Source organism: Lentzea sp. DG1S-22 (assembly GCF_036321065.1).
GTDB classification, from domain to species: domain Bacteria; phylum Actinomycetota; class Actinomycetes; order Mycobacteriales; family Pseudonocardiaceae; genus Lentzea; species Lentzea jiangxiensis.
The window spans coordinates 7100889-7125088 of sequence record NZ_CP143276.1 but is presented as its reverse complement, the minus strand read 5'-3'; the positions used below and the strand labels follow the sequence as shown (position 1 = coordinate 7125088).

Genomic DNA, 24200 nt, shown 5'->3' with positions numbered 1-24200 from the left:
ATTCACCCGATCCGCGCCGATACACGCGTGTGTGCACACGAGTAGGTTCTTGCGCATGGCCGAGCCTTTCTCCTGGGTGCCCACCGGAATCGACACCGACGTGCCCAGCGGGGCACGGGTCTACGACTTCCTTCTGGGAGGTGGCCACAACTTCGCGTCGGACCGCGCGGTCGGCGAGAAGGTGCTGCACGTCCTGCGAGACGGCCGCGCCATCGCGTCCTCGAACCGCTCGTTCATGCGCCGCGCCGTCCTGCTGATGATGGAGCACGGCATCGACCAGTTCCTCGACCTGGGCTCCGGCATCCCGACGGTCGGCAACGTCCACGAGATCGTGCAGCGGGAGAACCCGGACGCACGGGTCGTGTACGTCGACTACGACGAGGTGGCGGTCTCGCACAGCCAGCTCATCCTGGAGGGCAACGACAACGCGGGCGTCGTGCAGGCGGACATGTGCCAGCCGCACGACGTGCTGTCCGACCCGGTCGTGAAGGAACTGATCGACTTCTCGAAGCCCGTCGGCCTGCTCATGGTCGCCGTGCTGCACTTCGTCCCGGACGAGAAGGGCCCGGCCGAGATCGTGGCCCGCTACCGCGACGCCGTGCCGCCCGGCAGCCTGATCGCGCTGTCGCACCTCACGGCCGACTTCAAGCCGGAGGAGATGGGCGCCGTCGTCGACGCCATGAAGCACAGCCGCGACCCGATGTACTTCCGCTCGCTCGCGCGGTTCGAGCCGATGTTCGCCGGCATGGAACTGCTCGAGCCGGGCGTCGTCCCGGCGCCGCGGTGGCACCCGGAACTCGGGCCGGCCGGAGAGGGCGGTCCGGAGGACGTCTACGTGGGAATCGGCCGCAAGGTCTAGGTGGCCGTTCGGGACAATGCCCGGCGTGGAGCACCTCGAGACCGCGCCGGGCGTTCGTGCCCGGATGAGCAAGCAGAAGACCCGGGACACGCAGATCGAGGTCGACCTGCGCAGGGCGCTGTTCGCCGCGGGTCTGCGCTACCGGGTGCACCGGCGGCCCGTGAAGGGCGTCCGGCGCGAAGCCGACATCGTCTTCACCTCGGCGAAGGTCGCCGTCTTCGTCGACGGCTGCTTCTGGCACGGCTGCCCCGAGCACGCGACGTGGCCGAAGAACAACGCCGAGTTCTGGCGGACGAAGATCGAGACCAACCGCCGCCGCGACCTCGACACGGACCGGAAGCTCGCCGACGACGGCTGGCTCGCGGTGCGGGTGTGGGAGCACGAGACGGCTGCCGCCGCGGCCGCCCGCGTGCAGGAGATCGTGCTGAGCAGGCGGCCTGGCCGATGACGTGCTGTGAGTGGGACCACACAAGTGGATGCAGCGGACGGAGGTGGCGACGGGGTTTCCCATGCCGCAAACGACACTGACACGGAGGGGGCGGCGTGGGGTTCGACCAGTTCGTCGCTGACCGGCTGGACCGGCTGCTGGGGTACGCCACCGCGATCACCTGCGACAAACACCTGGCGCAGGACATCGTGCAGAACGTGCTCATGCGCGCACAGGGCAAGTGGGAGCGCATCGGGGCGATGGACGCGCCCTACCTCTACGTGAAGCGCATGGTGACCAACGACTACCTGTCGTGGCGTCACCGCAAGGCGGCGCGTGAGATCGCCGTGGAACGCGCCGAGCTCGCGCGGCACGTGCCGTCGATGGCCGATCCGGCTGACGCGCACGCCGAACGCGAAGCGATGCGTGCGCGCATCGCCGTGTTGCCGCGCAAGCAACGTGCCGCATTGGTGCTGCGGTTCTACGAGGACTGCAGTGACGCGGAGATCGCACAGGTGCTCGGTTGCGCGGAATCCACTGTGCGCAGCCAACTCTCTCGCGCGTTGCAGACGTTGCGCGCCCACGAACTCGCCCGGTCCGCCACCCTGGGGGTGCACTCATGAACGACCTGATCCGCCAGGCGATCGCCGCCGAGGCCGAGGAGCGCGTGGACTCCCGGACGGTGCTGGCGGGCCTGCACAAGGCCAAGAAGCGCAAGCCGTTCGGGCTCATCGTCGGCGTCGCGACGCTCACCGCGGCCGCGGCCGTCGCGGCGGTGGTCGTCCCGACGACGATCAAGAAGACGGACGCGTCGCCGGCCGCGCCGCCGGTCACCCCGCAGAACGTGCTGCTCATCGGCACCGACGACAGGGAGTTCACCGACGCGCTCGTGCTCGCCCGCTTCGAGGCGGACGGGTCGGTCAGCGCCGTGTCGCTGCCTCGGGACCTCCAGGTCGGCGAGAAGAAGATCAACAGGCTCTACGAGCAGGACCCGGAGGAGCTGACCGGTGCGGTCGAGCAGCTGACCGGGGTGGAGGTCGACCACTACGCGGCGGTCGACATGAGCGGCTTCGGCCGGATCGCGCAGGTCGTCGGGGGCGTCGAGGTGTGCCTGCTCGCGCCGACCGAGGACGAGCGGTCGGGTGCCTCCTTCCCCGCCGGGCGGCAGACGGTCGAGGGCGACCGGGCGCTCGCGTTCCTGCGCCAGCGGATGGGCCTGCCGCACGGGGACCTCGACCGCGTGAAGCGGCACCAGGCGTTCCTGACCGGGCTCGCGGCCAAGATCAACAAGGACAACGCCCTGGCGCTCGCCGCCGAGGTGGGCAGGTCGGTCCGCGTCGACGAGGGGTGGGACGTGCTCGCGTTCGCGCAGCGGTTCCAGGGGCCCGTCGAGATCGTCACCGGGACGCTGCCGGTCGGCGCCCCCGTCGACGGCCCCGCCGGACAGGCGCTGCAGGCCGACCCGGGAGCGTCGCGGCAGTTCGTCGCGGACTGGTTCGGCGGCAAGGGGACCCCGCAGGACGGGTGCGTGCGGTGACGTTCACACCAATGGAGCATCAAGTCGCCCGGATGCGGTGTCGATGACCAGCATGTCGGCCGCCGGGCGGCCGCTACGATCGATTTGTGCGCGAACCACTGGAACGGGACTCCGAGATCGCGCACATCCGTGGAGCTCTGGACGCAGCCACCCGTGGTGAGGGTCGCGTCGTCGTCATCGAGGGCCGTGCGGGCATCGGCAAGACCAGGCTCGTGCACGAGTGCCGTGAGCTGGCCAAGGAACGCGGGTTCGGGCGGCTCCAGGCCGTCGGCGACGCCCTGGAGAGCGCCATGGCGTGGGGCGTCGTCCGGCAGATGGTCGAGCGCTCGGTGTCGCGGTACTCCGGCGAGATCCGCGAGAAGATCCTGGCCGGGCCGTCCGGGGCCGCGCTGAAGGCCCTGGACGGCGCGGCGCTCGACCCGAGCGAGGCCGAGCTGGCCCGCACGCTGCACTCGCTGTGGTGGGTCGCGGTGGACCTCTCGTCCACCCGCCCGCTGCTGATCACCGTGGACGACGCGCACTGGGCGGACCACTCGTCGCTGCAGTTCCTCGTCTACCTGTCCCGGCGGATCGCGGACCTGCCGATCGCGCTGGTCGTCGCGACCAGGCCGCCGGCGGACAACTCCGGGCCGCTCGCGCAGCTCAGCGTGTCCGCCGACCGGTTGCTGCCGCGCCCGCTCACCGCGGAGGCGCTCGGCGCCCTGGTGGGCGGGCATCCCGAGGTCGTCGACGCCCTGCACGCGGCCACCGGCGGCAACCCGTTCCTGTCCGGCGTGCTCGTCGACGAGCTCGCGGCGCTCGGGCTGCCGCTGGACGAGGCGTCGACCGCGGAGAAGGTCGGCACGCTCGGGCCGAGCACGGTCTTCCGCGCCACGCTCGGCCGGCTGCCCGCGCACGCCGTGGCCCTCGCCGGAGCGGTCGCGGTGCTCGGCACGCACGCGGATCCCTGGCAGGCGGCGGAACTCGCCGAGGTCGACGACCTCCCCGCCGCCGTCGAGGCCCTGACCGCGGCGAACGTCCTGGTCACCGGCGAGCACCTGGAGTTCGTGCATCCCGTTGTGCGGGAAGCGGTTCTGTCCGGTCTGGGGCCGATCGCGCGCGCCTCGCTGCACGCGCGCGCTGCGAAAGCCTTGTCGGAGGCGCACGCGACGGTCGATCGAGTGGCCGCGCATCTGGTGCACGCTCCTAAAGGGACGCTGCCCAACGCCGCGGAAGTGTTGCGCAAGGCCGCTTCCACGCTGCTCTCGGGTGGTGACGCGCGCACGGCGGCGGCGCACCTCGCGCGGGCGGTGGACGAGAAGCCCGACGACGCGGGGTTGCGCGCCGAGCTGGGCAGGGCGTTGCTGCGGACCGGCGACGCGGTGAACGCGCACCGGCACCTGAAAGCCGCGGCACAGGGACTCCCGGACGCGGAACTGGTGGCCGCGGCGGCCTCGGCGACGGCGGCGCTGGAAGGCCCGGCGGCGGCGATCGCGGAACTGACGGAGGCCATCGCGGCCCGTCCGGACGGTGAGTCCCGGCTGCACCTCGAGGCACGGCTGGCGGTGTTCCGCTCGTTCCTGCCCGACCAGCGGCAGACCGCGTCGGCGCACCTGAGCGCGTACGCCGGTCTGGCCGGCAGCACTCCCGACGAACGCACGCTGCTCGGTCTCCTCGCGCAGATGGGCCGCTACGAGGTGTGGCCGCACGACGAGGTGGCCGCGACGGCGACGCGCGCGCTCGCGAACGGTGCGTACCTCGACGACGCGACGGGCAGCACGGACGCGATGGTCGCGTGGCTCGTGGCGTTGCTCGCGCTGATGGCCGCGGACGGCGTCGACATCGCACGGCACGAGATCGAGCGGGCACGGCTCAAGGTGCGCGCACACGGGTCGCCGATCGAGTTCGCGATGGTGACGAACGCGACGCTGTTCCTGAACTGGCGCTGCGGCAACATGCAGGCCGTCGAGGCCGAGGCCGAGAGCGCACTGGCCGCCGTCGCGCACGAGGACCCGGTGTCCGAGGTGGTCAGCCTGCGGGCCACGTCGACGCACTTCGCGGTCTACGCGGCGCTCGAACGGGGTGACGTCGCGGCGGCGTCCGCGTTCGCCACGGCGTTCGACTCCGCCCATGCCGGCGCACGGCAGACGATGCCGATGATCTGGCTGCACGAGGTGCGCGCGTTGATCGCACTGGCGGAAGGCGACGCACGGCGCGCGATGTCCGAGGCCTACCGCCAGCGCGACGCGATGCACCAGGTCCACGTGGACCCGCCGACGATCCCGTGGCGCGCTCCGGCGACGCGGGCGGCGTTGCTGCTCGGCCGGCACGAGCTCGGCCTGGAGCTCGCCACCGAACAGCTGGAGCTCGCGCGCAGGTGGGGTGCGGCGACCGAGGTCGGGGCGGCGCTGCGGCTGCTCGCACACGCCGATCCCGGGTCACGGCTGGAGCTGCTGGCCGAGTCCGCGTCCGTGCTGGAGACCTCGCCCGCCCGGCTGGAGCTCGCCCGGTCGCTGGTCGACCTCGGCGAGGCGCTGCGGGTGGCGCGTCGCAGGTCGGACGCGCGCGAGCCGTTGCACAGGGCGATCGACCTGGCCGCCGCCTGCGGCTCGGCGGTGCAGCGGACACGTGCGGTGGAGGCGCTGGAGGCGCTCGGTGACCGGCCGCGGCGGCAGGTCGTGGTGGGGGCGGAGGCGCTCACGGCGTCCGAACGGCGGGTGGCCGACCTCGCGGCGACGGGCCGGGCGAACAGGGAGATCGCGCAGGAGCTGTTCGTGACGCCGAAGACGGTCGAGAACCACCTCGGCCGGATCTACACGAAGCTCGGCATCGCCGGTCGCAGGGACCTCGCACGCGTCCTCGCCTGAGACAGAGCGACGTGGGGGTGTCCTTGATACACCCATCTTTCCGCTCAGGGGTTGAGGGTCGTCCCCTCATGCCCTTGGGGGTTCACCTCGGCGAATCTTGTGCCACCGCAGGGAAACACAAGATCTCGGAGGGGAAACCGAAATGATCCGCAACGCTCTCGTCGCCGCCGCCGCTCTCACCGCCGTCGTCGCTCCCGCCACCGCCGCGGCCGACCCGGTCATCGGCACGCCGCTGCCCTGCGTCGGAGCGTCCGACCTCGTCGGCCCCGACTTCACCGTCAAGAAGTGCGGCGTGAGCGACGTGGACCAGCACCGCGCGGGCCTGGAGAAGAACGGCGGCGCCTATTGCGGTCCCGCCTCGCTCTACAACGTCCTGCACTACTGGGGCCACCAGAAGGACGCGCCGGTCGGCTGGCTGACCACGAAGGTCGGCAACCTCGACCCGAAGGACCCCGCCGACTACGGCGTCATCACCAACTCGATCGGGCGGATCGGCGTCGACGCCGAGTACGACGGCGGCACCAACCTCACCAACCTGCGCGCCGCGTGGACCACCGCCACCAAGCCCGCCCGTGACGCCGGCTGGACCACCTCGACGGGTGTGGTCAGCACCAACAACGTCCCGGACTTCGCGGGCGAGCTCGCGAAGAAGCTCAACGAGGGTCCGCTGCAGCTCGTCTACGGCCGCTACAAGGCGGGCCCGACGGCCGGCTCGTTGCAGCGCAGCGGCGGCCACATCGTCACCGTGGTGTCCGCGACCGGGTCGTTCGGCGGCACCACCCTCTCGCTGAAGCTGGCCGACCCGGGCCGCGCGGCGGACAGCGGCCAGGGCGACTACCTCTACACGCAGTCCGGCTACGAGTCGCTCGACGTCACGCTGACCAAGAAGGTGCTCAACGAGTACGTGCCGGTCAAGGACGACGAGAACACCCGTGAGGACGAGTCGCAGCAGCCGGGCACCTACCGCACGGTGACGCGCTGGGAGCTCACCGGCCCGCGCTACGTCAGCGACACGACCCGTCAGATGGTCGAGGGCTTCAACTGGTTCGACATGGCCAAGTGATCGCCCGATCGGAGCAGGGCCGCACCTCTTCAGGGGTGCGGCCCTTCGCCCTAGCCTGGGTGCATGGCCCTCCGCGATCGGGAACGAACCCGCCGCCGGTTGCTGGACGCCGCGTTCGTCGAGTTCGCCGCCTACGGGATCGCCGGCGCCCGGATGGAACGCATCGCCCGCATCGCCCACTGCTCCGCGGGTCTCGCCTACACCTACTACGGCGGCAAGGACGAGCTGTTCGACGCCGTGCAGTCGGAGGTGGTGGGCGCGGCGGCGGTGGAGTTCGACGCGGGAGACCTGCCGGGCTACGCGGGCCGGCTGTACGACCTGCAGCACCGGCACCCCGAGTACGCGCGGCTCGCGACCTGGCAACGGCTGGAGCGGCGCGGGCCGGTGCGGCGGGTGGGGGACGTGGAGGCGGTCCGGGCGGCGCAGGAGTCCGGGGTGGTGTCGTCGCGGTTCTCCGCCGAGCAGGTGCTGCTGATGGTGCAGGCCGTGGCGTCGATGTGGTCCGCGGCTCCGGCCGGGACCGATCACGTGGAACGGCGGCGGACGGTGGTGGAGGCGGTTCGGCGGCTGGTGGAGCCGTAGGCCGGCCGTCCAGGCCTCCCGGACCCGCGCCGACGGCCCCGGGTCACCCCTCCGCCGTGGCTAACCTGGCTGCATGCGTGTTCTCGTCGTCGCCGCACCCCTCCTGGGTCACGTCTTCCCCCTGGTCCCCCTGGCCCTGGCCCTGCGCGAAGCCGGACACGACGTCGTGGTCGCCACCGGGGGCGAGGCGCTGCGGGTGCGCGACTCCGGCCTGCACGTCGAGGACGTCGTCCCGGGGAACGTCCGCTTCGGACCGATCGCGCTGCGCATCGTGCTCACGCACCCGGTGGTGGCCAAGAGGGAGCTGGAGGGCAGCGGGCGGCTCGACTTCGTGTCGCGGATGTTCGGCGCGGTCGGTGACGCGATGACGAAGCCGTTGCGGGCGCTCGCGGCGAGGTGGCAGCCGGACGTCGTGGTGCACGAGCCGCTGGCGGCCGCCGGGTCGGTGCTCGGGGTGCCGTCGGTCGTGCACGACGTGTCGCTGTTCGACGGGCTGGAGCTCACCAGGGCCGTGGGGGCGCGGATGAAGGCCGAGGTGTGCTCTCCCGCCACGGTGCTGCGGACCGCGCCGCCGTCGCTCGGCGAGTTCCCCGGTGGGGAGGCGATGCGGTTCGTCGCCTACAGCGGGGGCGGTGAGGTGCCGCGGTGGCTCGCGGAGCCGTCCGGGCGGCCGCGGATCCTTCTCAGCCGGAGCACGGCGCCCGGTCCCGGCGCGGGGAAGATGACGGCGGCGGTGGTCAGGGCGGCCGGGCGGGTGGACGCCGAGTTCGTGCTCGTGCGTCCGGAACGGACCGACGGGCTGCCGGACAACGTCCGGGCGGTCGGGTGGGTGCCGATCCCGCGGGTGCTGCCGTTCTGCGACGGGATCGTCCACCACGGGGGCGCGGGGACGTTGCTCGGCGCGCTCGCGGCCGGGGTGCCGCAGCTCGTGGAGCCCGGACCCGGTGACCGGACCACGCACGCCGACGCGATCACGCGGCGCGGGGCGGGGCTCAGGGCCGGGCCGCGGGACGTGACGCCGGAGCTGCTCACCCGGCTGATCGAGGACTCGAAGCTGCAGCGCGCCGCCGGTGAGGTGCGGGCGGAGATGGCGGCGATGCCGTCGCCCACCGACGTGGCGGCGCGGTGGGAAAGTCTCGTGCGGGATGAATGACTCGCGAAAATCGACCCCGCCGCAATAGGAGAGCACCTAATCTGGCCGGGTGCGAATTCTCTTCTCGAGCCTAGGCTCGCACGGACACGTTTATCCGATACTCCCGCTCGCGGTCGCCGCCCGCGAGCAGGGTCACGACGTCCTGTTCGCCGTCGACTCGGGATTCCACGCGACCGTGGAAAAGCTCGGGTTCACCGTGGTCGACGCGGGCATCAGCATCTGGGACGCGTTCCGGCAGGCGAACGAGTTGCACGGCACGGCGGCGTTCCGGCGGGACATGCTGCGCCAGACTGCGGTCGACGCGTTCGGGTCCTTGCTGCCCAGGGCCTTCGTGAACGATCTGGAACCGGTGCTCGAGCGGGACAAGCCCGACCTGGTCGTCTTCGAGATCATCAACGCCGGCGCGGGGCTCGCCGCCATGCGCGCGGGCATTCCGGCGGTGTGCCACGGATTCGGCAAGATGGACGAGTCGCTGGTGCCCGAGGCGATGAGCGACCTCTTCCTGGAGTACGTCGCCGAACTCGGCATCACCCTTCCGAATGGGCAGCATTACGGTCTCGGATCACCTTATCTGGACGTCTTCCCGCCCTCTTTGCAGGACGTGGAGTTCCTTTCGGACGTGCATCGAATTCCGATGCGTCCGGTCCCGTTCGCCGAACCGGGCGAATTGCCTGACTGGGTGGTCGAGCACCGCAGGCCCCTGGTCTACCTGACGTTCGGCACCGCGTTCTCGAACGCCGAGGTGCTGGGGACCGCCGTCGCCGGGCTGTCCGGGGTGGACGCCGAGGTGCTCGTCGCGACGGGACCGCAGGTCGACCCGTCCGCGCTGACCGGCGTGCCCGGCAACGTGCACGTGCTGCCGTGGGTGCCCCAGGCGGATCTGCTCGCGCACGCGGATCTCGTCGCGCACCACGGCGGCGCCGGCACCACGGTCGCCGCGATGTCCAACGGCCTGCCGCAGCTCGTGCTGCCGCAGGGGGCGGACCAGTTCCGCAACGCCGAGATCGTCGCGAACACCGGCCTGGGCGCTCAGCTCGTCGGCGAGGACTTCACCGCCGACGCGGTGCGGGAGACCGCCGGCAGGCTGCTCGGCGACACCGGCGTGCGGGCAGCGACCGCGCGCGTCGCCGCGGAGATCGCCGCCATGCCCCACCCGGACGAGGTCGTGCCGAAGCTCGTGGAGCTCGCCGGCTGAGGACGTGCGGACCGGTGCCTACTCGCTGGGCACCGGTTTCAGCGCTGCCAGCGCCTCCTCGACCGAGTCGTGCAGCACGAGGACGTCGGCCACGCCCGTGACCTGCAACGGCCTGCGGACGGCTCGCTGCGGCGCGACCACCCGGAGGTCCTTGCCGTGTTCGTCGGCCAGCTCGTGGGCCGAGATCAGCGTGGAGATGCCGGTCGAGCCGAAGAAGCTGACCAGCGTCAGGTCGGCGACCACGGCCGGCCCGGTCGACTCGCACCCCTGCCGCAGCGCGTCGAGCACGTCGTCCGCGGTGTCGACGTCGATCTCACCCTCCACCGCGACGACCGCCACGCCGGCGACCTCCCCGACGTGCACGGTGAGCAGCGGTGTTTCCTGGAACTGATCTTCGTTCACCAGCACTCCCCGGTGGCCGAAGCGCACGAGACTCGGACTCCGAGCACCCTGCTGAACCCGGCTACATCTCCGACGTTACGGCCGTTGCTTCCCCTTCACAACATATTGCACGCCCGGCCGCCGGTCGGCGGCCGGGCGTGCACGCTCCGCGAGCAGCAGCGGGGTCTCCGTCGCGCTCCTCACCCGGAGCACCCTTCAGGCCACGGCGTACCGGAAGTTCCGCGACCTGCCGAGCACGAACGGCCGCACGACGTCGAACACCTCCTCGTGCTGCTCCGCGACGCCGAGCCGGGGTGAGACCAGCTTGACCAGGTGGCTCGCGCCGCCGCCCAGGGCACCGCCGAGGGGCAGGACGCCGAGGAAGATCTCGGCGCTGGAGTTCGCGGCCGCTTCCCGCAGGCGTTGCAGCGCCTCCAGCGGGAGCTCGCGGAGCAGGACGTTGTCACCCTGGTAGGTGTGCGGCGGCAACGGCCTGCCGGCGGCCCGGGCGAACGGTTTCACGCCGAACTCCTCCTTCAGCGGCGGTGCGATCCGGAGGTGGCCGACGTCGAACGGGCGCGTGCTCGCGAACGTCACGCGGACGACGTCACCGAGGGTGGTGAGCGCGGGCGTGACGTGGTCCGGCAGGTCCCACGCGTGGAACGCCTCGAAGACGGCCTCCGCGTGTTCCACGGCGAAGAACATCTCGCCGGCGTGGACCTCGCTGATCGGCAGGAGCTCGAACTCCAGCGCGGTGACCACGTCCCCGACCTCCTCCGCGGCGCGGACGCGCTCGCTCGCGAAGCCGAACTCCCTGGCCAGCACGCTGAACCCACCACCGAGGGTGTAGCCGACGACGCCGACGTCACCCGCGTCGCCGCTCAGCGGAGCCAGTCCGTGCGGCGCCGCCCGCTCGACGACCTGCTGCCACACCGCGCCCGCCTCGGCCCTCGCCGTGCGGCTCTGCGGGTCGACCTCGACGGCGTTCATCCGCCTGGTCGAGATGAGGACGCCCGTGGTCGGTGTGGTCAGGCCGTGGCCGGTGGCCTGGATCGCGTGCTCCAGGCCGTGGGCGTCGGCGTACCGGAGGGCCTCTTCGACGTCCCGCGCGTTCTCGACCGCGAAGACCACCTGCGGCTCGTGGCGGAGCCCCGTCTGGAAGCCGCTGCGTTCGTCGTCGTAGCCGGGATCACCGGGGTGGAAGATGCGCATGATCCGAGCCTCGCCGAGCTGGTCTTATAAGTCCAAGAGCTGGTCGTGCTCCTCTCTATAATCGTTCGTTATGGAGCTTCGGCAGCTGGAGTACTTCGTCGCAGTCGCGGAGGAGGGGTCGTTCACGCGCGCGGCGGAACGCGTGCACGTGGCGCAGCCCGGTGTCAGCGCGCAGGTCCGGCGGCTGGAGCGCGAACTCGGGCACGACCTGCTGGACCGGTCGGGACGGGCGGTGACGCTGACCGACGTCGGCGCGGCGGTGCTGCCGTGGGCACGGGCGGCCCTGGGGTCGGTGGAGTCGGCCCGGCGGACCGTCGAGGAGATGGCCGGGCTGGTGCGCGGTGCCGTGCGCGTCGGGATGGTCGTGTCCTGCGGGATCCCGGACCTCCCCGAGCTGCTGTCCGCGTTCCACTGCTCATTTCCCGGTGTCGAGATCACGTTGGCGGAGGCCAACTCCGATTCGCTCGTCTCGTCCCTGGTGGACGGACAGCTCGACTTCGCGCTGATCGGTTACGCCGGCCGGGCACCGGAGGGGTTGTCGGTGCGGGTCCTCGCCGACGAACCGCTCGTGGCCGCGGTCGCCGAGTCGGATCCCTGGTGCGGCAAGGAGTCCGTCACCGTGGACGAGCTGTTGGAGCGCGGCCTGATCAGCCTGCCACCGGGCACCGGCCTGCGCGGGGCGTTGGACGAGGCGTGCGGGTCGCGGCGGCCGCGCATCGCGTTCGAGGCGTCCGCCCCGCCGATGGTGATCACGCTGGCGCGGCGCGGGCTCGGGCCCGCGGTCCTGGCGTCGTCGATGGCCGGGGACCTCCACGCGGTCCGGATCACCGATCCCGTGCCGCACAGCAGGCTCGCGTTCGCCTGGCGTGCGGAGGGTCCGCACAGCCCGGCCGCGCGGGCGTTGATCGGGCTCGCGGAAAACCGGGTGACAGCCGGCTGACCGCCCTGTCACCATCACCTCATGTTCCTGACGGCTGAGCGCAACACGCACGCGGGTGTTCCCGCGTGCGCGCTCGCCGCCGCCCCGGCTCAGCTGGCCGGCGCCCGACTCTGACCCTCCTCCAGTCCTTCCTTCAGGACCACTGGAGGAGGGTTGTGGCGGTCTCCGGTTCTGAACCCCGGCTGTTTCCCCGAGGACAGGGACATGAAGCAAGAGTTCGTGCGCGCCAAGCCGCACCTCAACATCGGCACCATGGGTCACGTCGACCACGGCAAGACCACGCTCACCGCGGCCATCACCAAAGTTCTGTCCGAAATGGACCCTTCGGGCACGACCTTCACGGCGTTCGACCGCATCGACCGCGCGCCGGAGGAGCTGGCCCGCGGCATCACGATCAACATCGCGCACGTCGAGTACGAGACGCCCACGCGCCACTACGCGCACGTCGACATGCCCGGCCACGCCGACTACGTGAAGAACATGATCACGGGTGCGGCGCAGCTGGACGGCGCGATCCTCGTGGTGTCCGCGGAGGACGGCACGATGCCGCAGACGCGGGAGCACGTCGTGCTCGCGCGCCGCGTCGGCGTGCCGCACGTGGTGGTGGCGCTCAACAAGGCCGACGCGGTGAGCGACCCGGAGCTGCTCGACCTGGTGGAGCTGGAAGTCCGCGACCTGCTCTCCCGGTACGGCTTCGACGGCGACGCCACGCCGGTGGTGCGGGTGTCCGGCCTGCGCGCGCTGCAGGGCGACCCGGTGTGGGTGCGGTCGGTGGTCGAGCTGCTCGACGCCGTCGACGCGCACGTGCCGGAGCCCGTCCGCGACCTGAGCGGCGCGTTCCTGATGCCGGTCGAGAACGTCCTGACCATCACCGGTCGCGGCACCGTCGTGACCGGAGCGGTGGAGCGCGGCGTGCTCGGCATCGGTGACGCGGTCGAGGTGGTCGGCCTCGGCGCGGCGGTGACGTCGGTCGCCACCGGCATCGAGACGTTCGGCAAGCCGATGCGGCAGGCGCAGGCGGGGGACAACGCCGCGGTCCTGCTGCGCGGCGTGAAGCGCGGCGAGGTCCGGCGCGGCCAGGTGCTGGCCCTGCCGGGCAGCGTCGCGCCGCACACCCGGTTCCGCGCGACGGTGTACCTGCTCTCGCACGCCGAGGGCGGCAGGCACACCGGCATCGCGTCGAACTACCGCCCGCAGTTCCACTTCCGCACCGGCGACGTCGTCGGAGTGGTGGAGCTCGACAGGACGCCGGCCATGCCGGGTGACACCGTCGAGGTCACGGTGGAGCTGGGCAAGGCGGTGGCGATGGACACCGGGCTCGGCTTCGCGATCCGCGAGGGCGGCAGGACCGTGGGAGCGGGCACGGTCGGCGAAATCCTCGCCTAGGGCGGTGGCGACGACCCGAGAAGGTGGTCGCGCTGCCTGGGGAGCGCGGCGGGATGTGGTGTCCCGCCGCGTTTTCTCGCGTCTGCCGACCGCACGCGCACCGGCGTGCCGGGAACGTCGAGCCGCTCAGCCCGACCTGTCGCTCACCGAGTGCGGCGCGCCCACCGGCTTCGACTCGGGCGACCCGCGCTGCCGCAGGTACACGCTCAGGATCGCCATCGAGGCGATCGCCAGGAACTCGGACTGCCAGTTCTGCAACGACCGGTTCCAGAAGTCGGCGCTCAGGAAGTACTGGAAGAGCCCCATCGGCTCGGCCAGCGGGTCGGAGTTGTTGGCGTACCAGCCGGCGACCCACTGCAGGACCCAGGAGACCAGGAACAGCACCAGCATCGCGAGTCCGAGCGACTTCGAGAACACCGCGGTGCGCCAGCCGCCGGCCTTCGCCCACTTCGGCGAGTCGTCCTTGACGTACGCGCCGACCTGCTGCTCCTCGTCGGTCTCGCGACCGGCCTTCTTCGCGGGCTTCGACTCGGTCGAGCCCTTCTGGATCAGCCAGACGGTCGCGGTGACGTACAGGAAGAACTGCAGGTACTCGGACTGCCAGTTCTCCACGACGTCGACGAGGAAGTCGGCGGAGACCAGGTAGGACCCCGGGGTCAGCAGTGGCTGGCCCAACGCGGCCTGACGCTCGTTGTGGTCGGCGTGGCCGGCGAAGAACTGGCCGACCAGCGCCGCGAGGAAAAGACCTGCGAAGACGAGCGTCAGGCTGTGCTCGCGCAGGAAGCTCCTCATAGGACCGGCTGCCCTGCGCGCGCACTTTTAAACGTCGAGCAGCGGCACGACTTCCTTCGCCCAGAACTCGAAGAACTCCTGCTGGTTCTTGCCGATCTGCTGCACGTAGACCTCGTCGAAGCCGGCCTCCGCGAACTCCCTGATCTTCTCCGCGTACTGCTCGGGGTCGGGGCCGCACGGCATCGACGACCGGATCATCTCCGGCGTCACGAGCTGGGAGGCCTGCTCGAAGTGCTTGGGCGAGGGCAGCACCTGCGCCAGCTCGCCCGGCAGGCCGTCGTTGGGCCACAGGCGGTGCGCCGTGGAGACGGCCTCGTCCTCGGTCCTCGCGTAGCAGACCTTGAGGCCGCTCTGCGCCGGTCCGCGGCCGCCCTCGGCGCGGTACTTCTCCACGAGCTCACCGTTCGGGCCGACGCTGATGTAGCCGTCGGCGGTGCGGGCGGCGAGCTTGACGGCCTTGGGGCCGAACGCCGAGACGTAGATCGGCACCGGGCGTTCGGGAAGGGTGTAGATGCGGGCGTTCTCGACGGTGTAGTGCTTGCCGTGGTGGGTGACCTCGTCGCCCTGGTGCAGCGCGCGGATGACGTCGATCGCCTCCTCCAGCATCTCCAGCCGCACGTCGGCCGAGGGCCAGCGGTCGCCGAGCACGTGCTCGTTCAGCGCCTCGCCGCTGCCGACGCCGAGGACGAACCTGCCCTCGGTCTGGACGGCCGCGGTCGCCGCCGCCTGCGCGATGACGGCCGGGTGGATGCGGATCGTCGGGCACGTCACGGCCGTGGTGATCGGCAGCGTCACGGCCTCCGAGAGAGCGCCGATGGTGCCCCAGACGAACGGCGACTCGCCCTGCTCGTCGTTCCACGGGTGGTAGTGGTCGGAGATCCACAACGACTCGAACCCGTGGTCCTGCGCCATCTTCGCGTGCCGGACGTGCTCGCGCGGTCCGTGCTCTTCCGAGGAAATGAAATAGCCCAGTTTCACGGCAGCAACTCCTGGATCTTGGTGTGCAGTCCGCGGCGCAGGACGCCCCACGCGTCGGGGTCGCCGCGCAGCACCGCTTCGGTCATGTCCTTGATCTGGTCGAACGTCGCGTGCGGCGGGATCGGCGGCACGTCGGGATCGCAGCGCACGTCGAGGACGGTCGAGCCGTCGAACGCGAGCGCCGTCTCCCAGGCGGCGCCGAGCTGCTCGGGGTCGTCGACCTCGATGCCCTGCAGGCCGATCGACCGCGCGTAGGCGGCGTACGAGACGTCCGGGAGCGACTGCGACTCCTCGAACTTCGGCGCACCGCCCATCGCGCGCAGCTCCCACGTGACCTGGTTGAGGTCGTTGTTGTGGAACACGCACACGACGCACCGGATGCCGTAGCGCCGCAGGGTCAGCAACTCCGCCATGCCGTTCATCTGCATGGCGCCGTCGCCGACCAGTGCGATCAACGGCCTGTTCGGCTGGGCGAAAGCGGCGCCCAGCGCGTACGGGACGGCACAGCCCATCGTCGCGAGCGTGCCGGACAACGACGACCGCACGTTGCCGCGCACCCGCAGCAGCCGGGCGTACCAGTTCGTCGCGGAACCCGAGTCGGCGGTGACGATCGCGTTGTGCGGCAGTCGCCGGGACAGCTCGGAGACGATCCTCATCGGGTTGACCGGGTCGGCGGGTACCTGCGCCTGCCGTTCCACGACCTCCCACCAGCGCTCGACGTCGGCCTCGACCTTCGTCCGCCACGAGCGGTCTTCCTTGCGCCGCAACAACGGGATCAGTGCGCGCAACGTCGCCTTCGCGTCGCCGACGAGGTTGACCTCCGTCGGGTAGCGCATGCCGATCGCACGGCCGTCGAGGTCGATCTGCACGCCTCGCGCGGTACCGGGCTTCGGCAGGTACTGCGAGTACGGGAAGTTCGAACCGATGATCAGCAGCCGGTCGCAGTCGCGCATCATCTCGTACGAGGGCCGCGTGCCGAGCAACCCGATCGACCCCGTCACGTACGGCAGGTCGTCGGGCAGGACGTCCTTGCCCAGCAACGCCTTCGCGATGCCGGCGCCGAGCAGGTCGGCGGTCGCGCGCACCTCGTCGGCGGCGCCGCGGGCGCCCTGGCCGATCAGGATCGCGACCTTCTCGCCGGAGTTCAGCACCTCGGCCGCGCGCTCGATCTCGTCGTGCGCGGGAGTGACGACCGAGGACGGACGGGACGGCGGGCTCGACGGGATGTGCTTGAACTCGTGCTTCGGGGCGGCGTACTCCTGCTCCTGCACGTCGTTCGGGATGATCACCACGGCCGGCGCGCGGTCGGCCTGGGCGGTGCGCATCGCCCGGTCCAGCGCGTTCGGCAGCTGCTCGGGCACCGTGACGTCGACCAGGAACGAGGCGACGTCGCGGAACAGCGAGTGCAGGTCGACCTCCTGCTGGAAGCTGCCTCCCTGCGCGGTGCGGGCGGTCTGGCCGACGATCGCGACGACCGGCACGTGGTCGAGCTTCGCGTCGTAGAGGCCGTTGAGCAGGTGGATCGCGCCGGGGCCGGAGGTGGCCAGGCAGACGCCGACCCGGTCGCTGAACTTCGCGAAGCCGACGGCCGCGAACGCGGCCATCTCCTCGTGCCGGGTCTGGACGAACTTCGGCTCGTTGTCCGCCTTGCCGAACGCCGCGACGATCCCGTTGATGCCGTCGCCGGGGTAGGCGAACACCTGCGCGACTCCCCAGTCGCGCAGGCGCTGCACCACGAAGTCCCCGACGGTCGTCGTCACGAGCCGCCCTCCAGCACGTAGACCGTGTAGGCGGAGCGGATGATGGGCTGCGCGACGTTCCGGACGCGCACGCCACCCGGCGTCATGCCGTGCTCGGTGCCGAAGTGCGCGTGGCCGTGCACGGCCAGATGCGTGCCGGTGGCGTCGATCGCCTCGCCGAGCAGGTACGAGCCGAGGAACGGGTAGATCTCCGGCGGCTCACCGCGCAGGGTGTCCGGAACGGGCGCGTAGTGCGTCAGCGCGACCTTGATGTCGGTGTCCAGCTCGGACAGCGCGCCCTCCAGGTTCTTCGCGATGTCGCAGGTGTGCTGGACGAACGCCTTCATCTCGCGCTCGCCGAACGCGCTGCCGCACTTGCCCGCGAAACCGCCGCCGAACCCCTTCACCCCCGCGATGCCGATGGAGCAGCCGTTCACCCGGTGGGTGAACGTCGTGCCCTCCAGCACGTGGATGCCCTTGTCCTGCAGCGTCTTGGTGACTTCGAGCGGCTTGTCGTCGTGGTGGTCGTGGTTGCCCAGCACGGCGACGACCGGCACCGGGAGGTCCGCGAACTCGTCCGCGACGACCTCGGCCTCGGCGACCGTGCCGTGCCGGGTGAGGTCTCCCGCCAGCAGGAGGACGTCGGCGTGCTCGCCGACCTTCTCGAGGGCGGGGCGGAGGTGTCCGCGCATGTCCTCGCCGAGGTGGATGTCCCCGACCGCAGCGACTCGGATCATCGCAGGTCCTCCTCACCCTCCGGTTCGCCCGCAGGTGTCACGCGCACGTCGTTGAGGATCTTCAGCTCGGGGGCGGCCTCGTGCAGGACCTCCTCGAGCGCGGCGCGGCGGTCCGCGCAGGCGACGTCCCCGGAGAGCATCACGTTGTCGCCGCGCACGGTGACGCGCACGCCGAGCTCCGCCGTCCGCGGGTCCTCGGCCACCGCCCTACGCAGATTTGCCGCCAGGTACTGCTCGGAACTCATGGTCCCTCCCGATGATGTCCAGGCGTTCGACGAGCACCAGGAACGCTTCGGCGTAAGGGGAGTGCTTGGTCTCCTCGCGCACCTGGTCCCAGTCGATCTGTTCTCGCAGCGCCCGCGCGAACGGCAGCAGCTCGCTGAAGTCGCAGCGGTGGCCGTCCAGCACGAGCAGCTTGCTGCTCAGCACGAACGTCGCCGGCATGACCGGCAGCATCACCGAGCCGACCGGCATCTCCTCGGCCATCGCGAGGATCTCGTCGGTCACCGGGCGTTCGTTCGGGCGGAAGAGCAGGTCCACGAGCGAGTCGCCGTCGTAGACCTTCAGCAGCCAGTCCTCCGGCGGCTCCGCGCCGCGCAGTCCCGCCTCCACGAGCACCCGCACGGCCTCGTTGACGTCCTCCTCCCTCACCAGGAGGTCGACGTCGTGCTCACTCACCGGCCCTCCTCGCGCGTAACCGGCGCAACCACCGGTCAGCGCGAACGGGATCTCCGCTCCACGTAAGACCTTGGCAACCTTGGTCAAGGTCATCAGCAACTCGGCCTGCACGTCGCTCATGCGCTCCGGGTTACCCGGCTGATCGCGACGTCAACCTCAGTCACCGGCGAGGCGTGCGTGCGTTTCGGTGTCGTAGCGGACGCCGTCGTACAGCAGCCGCGCCCGCTCGACGCCTTCGACGGGGAAACCCGCCCCGAGCGCGACGCGGCAGGAGGCGGGGTTGTCCACGCGGTGCGCGAGCTCCAGGCGGAACAGGCCGAGCTCGGTGAAGGCGAACTCGCTGAGCGCGCGGCAGGCGGCGGTGGCGAGGCCCTTGCCCCGTGCTTCCTCCCGCACCCAGTACGAGACCCACCCGGTCAGGTGCCGGCGTTCGACGCTCGACACGGCCACGTTGCCGACGGGCACGCCCTCGTGCAGCACGGCGAACGAGTAGGCCATGTCCTCGTTCCGGCGCGCCTGCGCCAGGGCGACCCACTCCCGGGCGGCGGGCAGGGAGTCGACCGGGAAGGTGAACTGGCGGTCCATCAGCGGTTCGCCGGCGGCGGCCAGCACGACCGGCGCGTCGTCGGGGGTCCAGGGCCGCAGCAGGCTGTTCACCCGTCCACCTTCCGAATCCAGGCGTCAGGTCGCAACTCAGGGGGCATCCCGCGCGTCAGACGTACAAGGGACGAAGAGGGAGCGCAGATGGTCATTTTCGGCTGGCGCACGACGATCCAGCAGATCCGCATGCTCACGCTGGTGTGCGGGCACTGCCACCACCAGTCCGCGCACAACCTCTTCCGGCGCTACACGAAGCCCACGATCTTCTTCATCCCGCTGTTCACCATCCGCAGCAGGTACGGGCTGCAGTGCACGTTCTGCGGTGTCTCCTACGACATCAGCAAGATGCACGCGCATCAGCTGGTCTGACAGGCCTCGCAGCCGGGCGCGTGCCGGTCGGTGGTGACGCGCCCGCAATCCGGGCAGATCAGCTCGAGAAGGCAGGCCGGCTCAGCCTCAGGGACAGCACCGACGTCCACAGCCAGCCGATCGTCGCGACCACGTAGAGCAGCACCGTGCCGCCGGGGTCGCCCAGGAACGCCATCGGCACCATCAGCAGCAAGCCCGTCAGGCCGCTCATCACCGCCAGCCACCCCCCGAGCCTACGCGCGAACACGAAGCACGCCCCGATCCAGCCGATCATCGCGACGCCGAACGCCACCGCGTGCAGCGCGCCGTGCCAGGACATCGACGCGGGCGGGCCGTCGGGAGCGCCCGCCGGGAAGCCCAGGGCCGGGTCGGCCACGAACACCCCGCCGAGGACCATCCCCACCCCCATCAGGCCGATCAGCCGCGCACCCCACCTCGTGTGCCGCGCCATGCCGGTCGCCGCCACGACGAACAGCGCCCCGCAGACGACGAAGTTCACGATCTGGACCCAGCCGAGCGAGCCGAGGCTGAGCATGCTGAACGGGTGGCGGGTGAGGTCGAAGCCCTCCCGGGTGAACGCCTGGGCGTACCCGACGACGAGGTAGAGCGGTCCGGCGACGACTCCGCAGGCGATGCGGGACATGGGTTCCTCCAGCGGTTCGGTGTGAGGAGAACCGAATCACCGACAACTTTTTTTGTCAAGACTACTATCACTGTCTTGACGAAGGGAATCGTCGGCGGCAGGATGAGACCATCCACGAGCCTGGAGGGAAGAGCCGATGGGGCACGAGTTCAGAAGCACCGACGAGATCGAGGTGCCGGCGTCCGTCGAGGACGTCTGGACCGCGATCGCGACCGGGCCCGGCATCGACTCGTGGTTCATGGGCCGCAACGAGGTCGCGGACGGCCAGGTCAGGATGGCCTTCGGCGGTTACCGGCCGACGAGCGAGGTCACCGCGTCCGACCCGCCGCACCACTTCGCCCACGACAGCGGCAAGGCGCCCGACGGCCGGTTCATCGCCTACGAGTTCCTCGTCGAGGGCCGCGAGCACGCGAGCACGGTGCTGCGGATGGTCACGAGCGGCTTCCTGCCCGGCGACGACTGGGCCGACGAGTTCGAGGCGATGACGCTGGGCGGCGCGCTGTTCCGGCGCACGCTGCAGGAGTACCTGACGTACTTCCCCGGCCGCACGGCCCGCCCGCTCACGGTCTTCGGGCCCGTCGTCACCGACTGGGACGAGGCCTGGAAGAGGCTCGGCGCGGCGCTGGCGGAGAAGCTCCCGGACGCCGTCGAGTTCCACCGCAACGCGCACACGCTCGGCCTGCGCACCGGCAGCGGCATGTACCGGTTCCTGCGCGGCTTCGCGGGCCCGATGATCGCGGCACACCACGTCTTCGAGGGCGCCGAGTCCGAACAGGACTGGCAGGACTTCCTCGACACCACCTTGGGAGAGCAGAGATGACGCGCTTCACGACCTCCGCCGACGGCACGGAGATCGCCTACTCGGTCACCGGCTCCGGCCCGGCGCTGCTCCTCGTGGACGGCGCGATGTGCCACCGCCGCTTCGGCCCCACCACCGAGCTGGCCTCGGTGCTCGACAAGGACTTCACCGTCCACACCTACGACCGGCGCGGGCGCGGCGAGACCGGTGACGGCGCGACGCCGTGGTCGCTCGAGCGCGAGGTCGAGGACGTCGACGCGGTCATCCGGGAGGCCGGCGGCAGCGCGTTCGTGTTCGGCGTGTCCTCGGGCGCGGTGCTCGCGATGGAGGCCGCGTCACGCCTGCCGGGCATCACCCGGCTCGCGCTGTACGAGGCGCCGTTCGTCGTGGACGGCACGTACGAGCCCCGCCCCGCGGACATCGTGCGGCGGATGAACGACATGCTCGCCCGCGGCGACCGTTCCCGCATGCTCTCGACGTTCATGAAGATGGTCGGCGTGCCCGGCATCGGCCTCGCGGTCATGAAGCTGACCCCGGTGTGGAAGAAGCTCAAGCCGGTCGCGCACACCCTGCCGTGGGACCTGACGATCCTCGGCGACGACGGCCGCGGCACCCCGCTCCCGGCGCACCGCTGGAAGGTCGAGGTGCCGACGCTCGCGATGGACGGCGGCAAGTCGCCGGAGTACCTCCGCAACGCCATGCGCAACGTCGCGGAGGTGCTGGGAGCGGAGCACAGGACGCTGCCCGGTCAGACGCACCTGTACAAGTCGTCGGTCATGGCGCCGGAGCTCGTGGAGTTCTTCTCCCGGGCCCAGCGCACCGCCGGTCCCATCGCGTAACCGGCCACGACGAACAGCCCTCCGACCAGCAGCCAGCCGAGCGCTCCCCAGCCGAGCACGACGGTGGTGAGCAGGGCGGGGCCGACCATGCGGGCGACGGCCGTTCCGGTCGCGAAGAAGCCCTGGTACTGGCCCTGCCGATCGGCGGGCGCGAGGGAGAAGCTGATCTCCCACGCCCCGGAGGCGAGCATCATCTCGCCGAGCACCTGCAGCGCGGCGGCGGCGATCAGCAACGCCGCCGCGGGCCAGGCGCCGAGGCTGAACGCCGTCACGGCGAAGACCGCGCAGGACGCGAACAGGACCAGTCCGGCGTGCTCCACCAGCTTCGAGGCCCGCCGCAGGCCGGTGGCGCGGCGGGCGATCCGGACCTGGAACAGCACGACGGCCGCGGTGTTGAGCACCAGCAGCGCGGCCGCGAGCCACGTCGGCGCCTCGGTGCGCTGCACGATCCACAGCGGGATGATCAGGCTCAGCAACGGCATGTAGAGCAGCATCACGGCGTTGATGAGCGTGATCAGCGCGTACGGGCGGTCCCCGAGCACGTCGAACCTGCCCTCGGCCCTGCTCATCACCGTCTCGGGCAACGTGGCCACGACCGCCGCGGCGACCAGGAAGCAGAGCACGTCGAGCACGAACACGGCGGTGTAGGCGGCCTCGGTGCCGAGGTGCAGCGCGAACCCTCCGGCCGCGGCACCGACCGCGATGCCCGCGTTGGCCGTCGACTGGATCCGCGCACGGGCCCGCGTCCGCTCCCGAGGTGTCGTGAGGCCAGCGAGAAGTGCCTGCCTGGACGCCTGCAGCCCGCTCTGGAAGCTCGCGTACAGGCACATGACCACCACGAACGCGGTGAAGTCCCTGGTGACGAGCAGGACGCTGGTGCTCGCGGCCGTGGCGGCGGCGAGCACGACGGCGGTGGTGCGCGGGCCCAGCCGGTCGGCGACGTGGCCCAGCGCGACCCCGGCGACGGCCCCCACTCCCCACGCGAGGGTCAGCGCGAGGCCCACCCGCGCCGCGCTGAGGCCCACGACCTGCGTGAAGTAGAGGGCCGAGACGACGAGGAAACCGCCGTCACCGATCGAGCTCGTCAGCTGCGCGTACGCGAGTCGCCTGGTCATGCATCAGACCGTAGGGCCGCGATTGGCCCTGACCCTGGGACAAGACCGTGCTCTTTCCCTGGGCCAATTTTGTTTCCACGGCCGTCCGGAGCGGCTTGACCACGGGCTGCGGTTCCGTCAGGGGTGCATCCGGGCGCCCTTGAAGATCTTGTCGACGGCGTTCTTCCGGCCGTGCACCGCGATGCCGACGAGGTCGAGGTCCTGCGTGTGCACCTTGCGGACGGCGGCGCGGTTGTCGGCGTCGTTGCCGGTGGCGAACAGGTCCGCGGTGAAGATCGACATGACCTGGTCACGGTTGAGCGCGCGCTCGTGGGCCTTCCTGACGAGGTCCCGGTCGCCCTGCAGCACCACCACGGGCTGGCCGAACATGGGCAGGTACTCCACGTCGTCGGCGTCCACGTACGGCTCTCCGCGCAGCACCTCCGGCAACCCGCTGACGAGGAAGGCGGTCACGTTCAGCGCCTGCCAGCCGGCCAGGTCGTCCCGCAGCAGCACAGCGATCTTGGTGTCGAACATGCCGTCCACGATCGCGGACGTGCCCGTGCGGCGTCTTGTACGTTCTTGACATGAGCACGGCCGCGTGGAAACCCGCGGTGGAAGGCATCAAGGAGGTCTTCCACGCGTCGTTCACCACGCACGTCTACCCGGCGCACACGCACGACGCCTGGACGTTGATGCTGCTCGACACCGGTGCCGTGCGGTACGAACTGGACCGTCACGAGCACGGCGCTCTCGTCGAAGGCGTCACGCTGTTGCCGCCGCACGTGCCGCACGACGGCCGTTCCGCGTTCCCGACCGGCTTCCACAAGCGCGTGCTGTACCTGGACGACTCGGTGCTGCCCGCCGGCCTGGTCGGCAAGGCCGTCGACAGGCCGATGCTCGCCGATCCGCTGCTGCGGCAGCGCGTGCACCAGCTGCACCTCGCGCTGGACGAACCGCTCGAGGCGTCGAGCCGCCTCGCGCTGATCACCGAACGCCTGGCGCACCACTTCGCGGGCACCACCCCGGCGGTCCACGCCGACCCGACGCTGGCCGACCGGTTGCGGCAGCTCCTGGACGCCTCGCTGCCCGGCGGGATGGCGCTGAACGACGCCGCCCGGGAGCTGCAGACGAGCCCGACGCACCTGGTGCGGGCGTTCAGCCGCCGGTTCGGCCTGCCGCCGCACCGCTACCTGACCGGGCGCCGCGTCGACCTCGCGCGCGGGTACCTGGTCGAGGGGCGGTCCGCGGCGGAGGCGGCGGTGCTGGCCGGGTTCCACGACCAGTCCCACCTGACGCGCCACTTCCGCCGTGTCCTGGGTACGAGTCCCGGCCGGTTCGTACGCTGACA

27 protein-coding genes are annotated in these 24200 nt (G+C 71.1%); 15 read left to right on the top strand and 12 right to left on the bottom strand.

The annotated features are described in order from the left end of the window. The first annotated feature begins 55 nt into the window (after window positions 1-55). The 9 genes from V1227_RS33805 to V1227_RS33765 all read left to right on the top strand — a co-directional run bounded on the left by V1227_RS33805 (window position 56) and on the right by V1227_RS33765 (window position 9662). A complete protein-coding gene (locus V1227_RS33805; RefSeq protein ID WP_329789280.1) occupies window positions 56-859 on the top strand; it encodes an SAM-dependent methyltransferase in 804 nt (267 codons plus the stop codon). Window positions 860-875: 16 nt separating this feature from the next. Then, window positions 876-1307 carry a very short patch repair endonuclease gene (locus V1227_RS33800; RefSeq protein ID WP_442916396.1) on the top strand — a complete coding sequence of 144 codons (432 nt, stop codon included), beginning with the start codon at window positions 876-878 and terminating at the stop codon, window positions 1305-1307. A gap of 95 nt (window positions 1308-1402) precedes the next feature. Beyond that, window positions 1403-1909 (top strand): SigE family RNA polymerase sigma factor, encoded by a 507-nt coding sequence (locus tag V1227_RS33795; RefSeq protein ID WP_236216630.1) that lies wholly within the window; start codon window positions 1403-1405, stop codon window positions 1907-1909. Beyond that, window positions 1906-2823 carry an LCP family protein gene (locus V1227_RS33790; RefSeq protein WP_329789279.1) on the top strand — a complete coding sequence of 306 codons (918 nt, stop codon included), beginning with the start codon at window positions 1906-1908 and terminating at the stop codon, window positions 2821-2823. The genes V1227_RS33795 and V1227_RS33790 overlap by 4 nt, the downstream gene beginning before the upstream one ends. Window positions 2824-2909: 86 nt before the next feature. Further along, the gene (locus V1227_RS33785) at window positions 2910-5669 is read left to right on the top strand and encodes a helix-turn-helix transcriptional regulator (RefSeq protein WP_329789278.1); all 2760 of its coding nucleotides are present in this window, start codon (window positions 2910-2912) and stop codon (window positions 5667-5669) included. A 142-nt stretch (window positions 5670-5811) separates the two neighbouring features. Beyond that, entirely contained in the window at window positions 5812-6732 is a 921-nt protein-coding gene (locus V1227_RS33780) for a hypothetical protein (RefSeq protein ID WP_329789277.1), read from the top strand. A 63-nt stretch (window positions 6733-6795) separates the two neighbouring features. Continuing rightward, window positions 6796-7314: a TetR family transcriptional regulator gene (locus V1227_RS33775; protein ID WP_329789276.1), complete on the top strand. Its 519-nt coding sequence runs from the start codon at window positions 6796-6798 to the stop codon at window positions 7312-7314. Window positions 7315-7387: 73 nt separating this feature from the next. Continuing rightward, window positions 7388-8467, top strand: a complete 1080-nt coding sequence (locus tag V1227_RS33770) for a nucleotide disphospho-sugar-binding domain-containing protein (RefSeq protein WP_329789275.1) — start codon at window positions 7388-7390, stop codon at window positions 8465-8467. Between the two features lie 49 nt (window positions 8468-8516). Further along, on the top strand, window positions 8517-9662 hold the full coding sequence (locus V1227_RS33765; protein WP_329789274.1) for a glycosyltransferase: 1146 nt from the start codon (window positions 8517-8519) through the stop codon (window positions 9660-9662). An 18-nt stretch (window positions 9663-9680) separates the two neighbouring features. On the opposite strand, the gene V1227_RS33760 is transcribed toward V1227_RS33765, so the two are convergent. Then, the gene (locus tag V1227_RS33760; RefSeq protein ID WP_329789273.1) at window positions 9681-10064 is read right to left on the bottom strand and encodes an STAS domain-containing protein; all 384 of its coding nucleotides are present in this window, start codon (window positions 10062-10064) and stop codon (window positions 9681-9683) included. Window positions 10065-10259: 195 nt separating this feature from the next. Next, on the bottom strand, window positions 10260-11255 hold the full coding sequence (locus V1227_RS33755; RefSeq protein ID WP_329789272.1) for an FAD-binding oxidoreductase: 996 nt from the start codon (window positions 11253-11255) through the stop codon (window positions 10260-10262). Window positions 11256-11325: 70 nt separating this feature from the next. On the opposite strand from V1227_RS33755, the gene V1227_RS33750 reads away from it, so the two are divergent. Next, entirely contained in the window at window positions 11326-12195 is an 870-nt protein-coding gene (locus tag V1227_RS33750; RefSeq protein ID WP_329789271.1) for a LysR family transcriptional regulator, read from the top strand. Between the two features lie 204 nt (window positions 12196-12399). Continuing rightward, window positions 12400-13581: an elongation factor Tu gene (tuf, locus tag V1227_RS33745; protein WP_329789270.1), complete on the top strand. Its 1182-nt coding sequence runs from the start codon at window positions 12400-12402 to the stop codon at window positions 13579-13581. A 126-nt stretch (window positions 13582-13707) separates the two neighbouring features. On the opposite strand, the gene V1227_RS33740 is transcribed toward tuf, so the two are convergent. The 7 genes from V1227_RS33740 to V1227_RS33710 are packed head-to-tail and all read right to left on the bottom strand — an operon-like array spanning window position 13708 to window position 19162. Beyond that, entirely contained in the window at window positions 13708-14373 is a 666-nt protein-coding gene (locus V1227_RS33740) for a DUF6766 family protein (protein WP_329789269.1), read from the bottom strand. 27 nt (window positions 14374-14400) lie between these two features. Then, window positions 14401-15351 carry a TIGR03557 family F420-dependent LLM class oxidoreductase gene (locus V1227_RS33735; protein WP_236216654.1) on the bottom strand — a complete coding sequence of 317 codons (951 nt, stop codon included), beginning with the start codon at window positions 15349-15351 and terminating at the stop codon, window positions 14401-14403. After that, on the bottom strand, window positions 15348-17111 hold the full coding sequence (locus tag V1227_RS33730) for a thiamine pyrophosphate-requiring protein (RefSeq protein WP_329789268.1): 1764 nt from the start codon (window positions 17109-17111) through the stop codon (window positions 15348-15350). The genes V1227_RS33735 and V1227_RS33730 overlap by 4 nt, the downstream gene beginning before the upstream one ends. Next, window positions 17108-17827 carry a metallophosphoesterase family protein gene (locus tag V1227_RS33725; RefSeq protein ID WP_329789267.1) on the bottom strand — a complete coding sequence of 240 codons (720 nt, stop codon included), beginning with the start codon at window positions 17825-17827 and terminating at the stop codon, window positions 17108-17110. The genes V1227_RS33730 and V1227_RS33725 overlap by 4 nt, the downstream gene beginning before the upstream one ends. Continuing rightward, complete coding sequence (locus V1227_RS33720) at window positions 17824-18072, bottom strand: BON domain-containing protein (protein ID WP_089921671.1); 249 nt, start codon at window positions 18070-18072, stop codon at window positions 17824-17826. The genes V1227_RS33725 and V1227_RS33720 overlap by 4 nt, the downstream gene beginning before the upstream one ends. Then, on the bottom strand, window positions 18035-18625 hold the full coding sequence (locus tag V1227_RS33715) for a nucleotidyltransferase domain-containing protein (RefSeq protein WP_329789266.1): 591 nt from the start codon (window positions 18623-18625) through the stop codon (window positions 18035-18037). Before V1227_RS33715 ends, V1227_RS33720 begins: the two co-directional genes overlap by 38 nt. A gap of 36 nt (window positions 18626-18661) precedes the next feature. Then, window positions 18662-19162, bottom strand: coding sequence for a GNAT family N-acetyltransferase (locus V1227_RS33710; protein WP_329789265.1), 501 nt, complete (start codon window positions 19160-19162; stop codon window positions 18662-18664). Window positions 19163-19249: 87 nt separating this feature from the next. Here V1227_RS33710 and V1227_RS33705 point away from each other — a divergent pair, with 87 nt between their 5' ends. Next, complete coding sequence (locus tag V1227_RS33705) at window positions 19250-19474, top strand: zinc-ribbon domain-containing protein (protein WP_329789264.1); 225 nt, start codon at window positions 19250-19252, stop codon at window positions 19472-19474. Between the two features lie 58 nt (window positions 19475-19532). On the opposite strand, the gene V1227_RS33700 is transcribed toward V1227_RS33705, so the two are convergent. Continuing rightward, complete coding sequence (locus V1227_RS33700; RefSeq protein ID WP_329789263.1) at window positions 19533-20117, bottom strand: DUF998 domain-containing protein; 585 nt, start codon at window positions 20115-20117, stop codon at window positions 19533-19535. Between the two features lie 136 nt (window positions 20118-20253). On the opposite strand from V1227_RS33700, the gene V1227_RS33695 reads away from it, so the two are divergent. Next, window positions 20254-20937, top strand: coding sequence for an SRPBCC family protein (locus tag V1227_RS33695; protein WP_329789262.1), 684 nt, complete (start codon window positions 20254-20256; stop codon window positions 20935-20937). Then, complete coding sequence (locus V1227_RS33690; protein WP_329789261.1) at window positions 20934-21755, top strand: alpha/beta fold hydrolase; 822 nt, start codon at window positions 20934-20936, stop codon at window positions 21753-21755. The genes V1227_RS33695 and V1227_RS33690 overlap by 4 nt, the downstream gene beginning before the upstream one ends. Here the strand turns inward: V1227_RS33690 and V1227_RS33685 are convergent. Both V1227_RS33685 and V1227_RS33680 read right to left on the bottom strand, forming a co-directional pair. Continuing rightward, window positions 21665-22870, bottom strand: a complete 1206-nt coding sequence (locus V1227_RS33685; RefSeq protein WP_329789260.1) for an MFS transporter — start codon at window positions 22868-22870, stop codon at window positions 21665-21667. The two genes, V1227_RS33690 and V1227_RS33685, sit on opposite strands and share 91 nt — an antisense overlap. 117 nt (window positions 22871-22987) lie before the next feature. Further along, window positions 22988-23386: a DUF2000 domain-containing protein gene (locus V1227_RS33680; protein WP_329789259.1), complete on the bottom strand. Its 399-nt coding sequence runs from the start codon at window positions 23384-23386 to the stop codon at window positions 22988-22990. Window positions 23387-23436: 50 nt separating this feature from the next. Between V1227_RS33680 and V1227_RS33675 the strand changes: the two genes are divergently transcribed. Next, the gene (locus V1227_RS33675) at window positions 23437-24198 is read left to right on the top strand and encodes an AraC family transcriptional regulator (RefSeq protein WP_329789258.1); all 762 of its coding nucleotides are present in this window, start codon (window positions 23437-23439) and stop codon (window positions 24196-24198) included. Window positions 24199-24200: the final 2 nt, after the last annotated feature.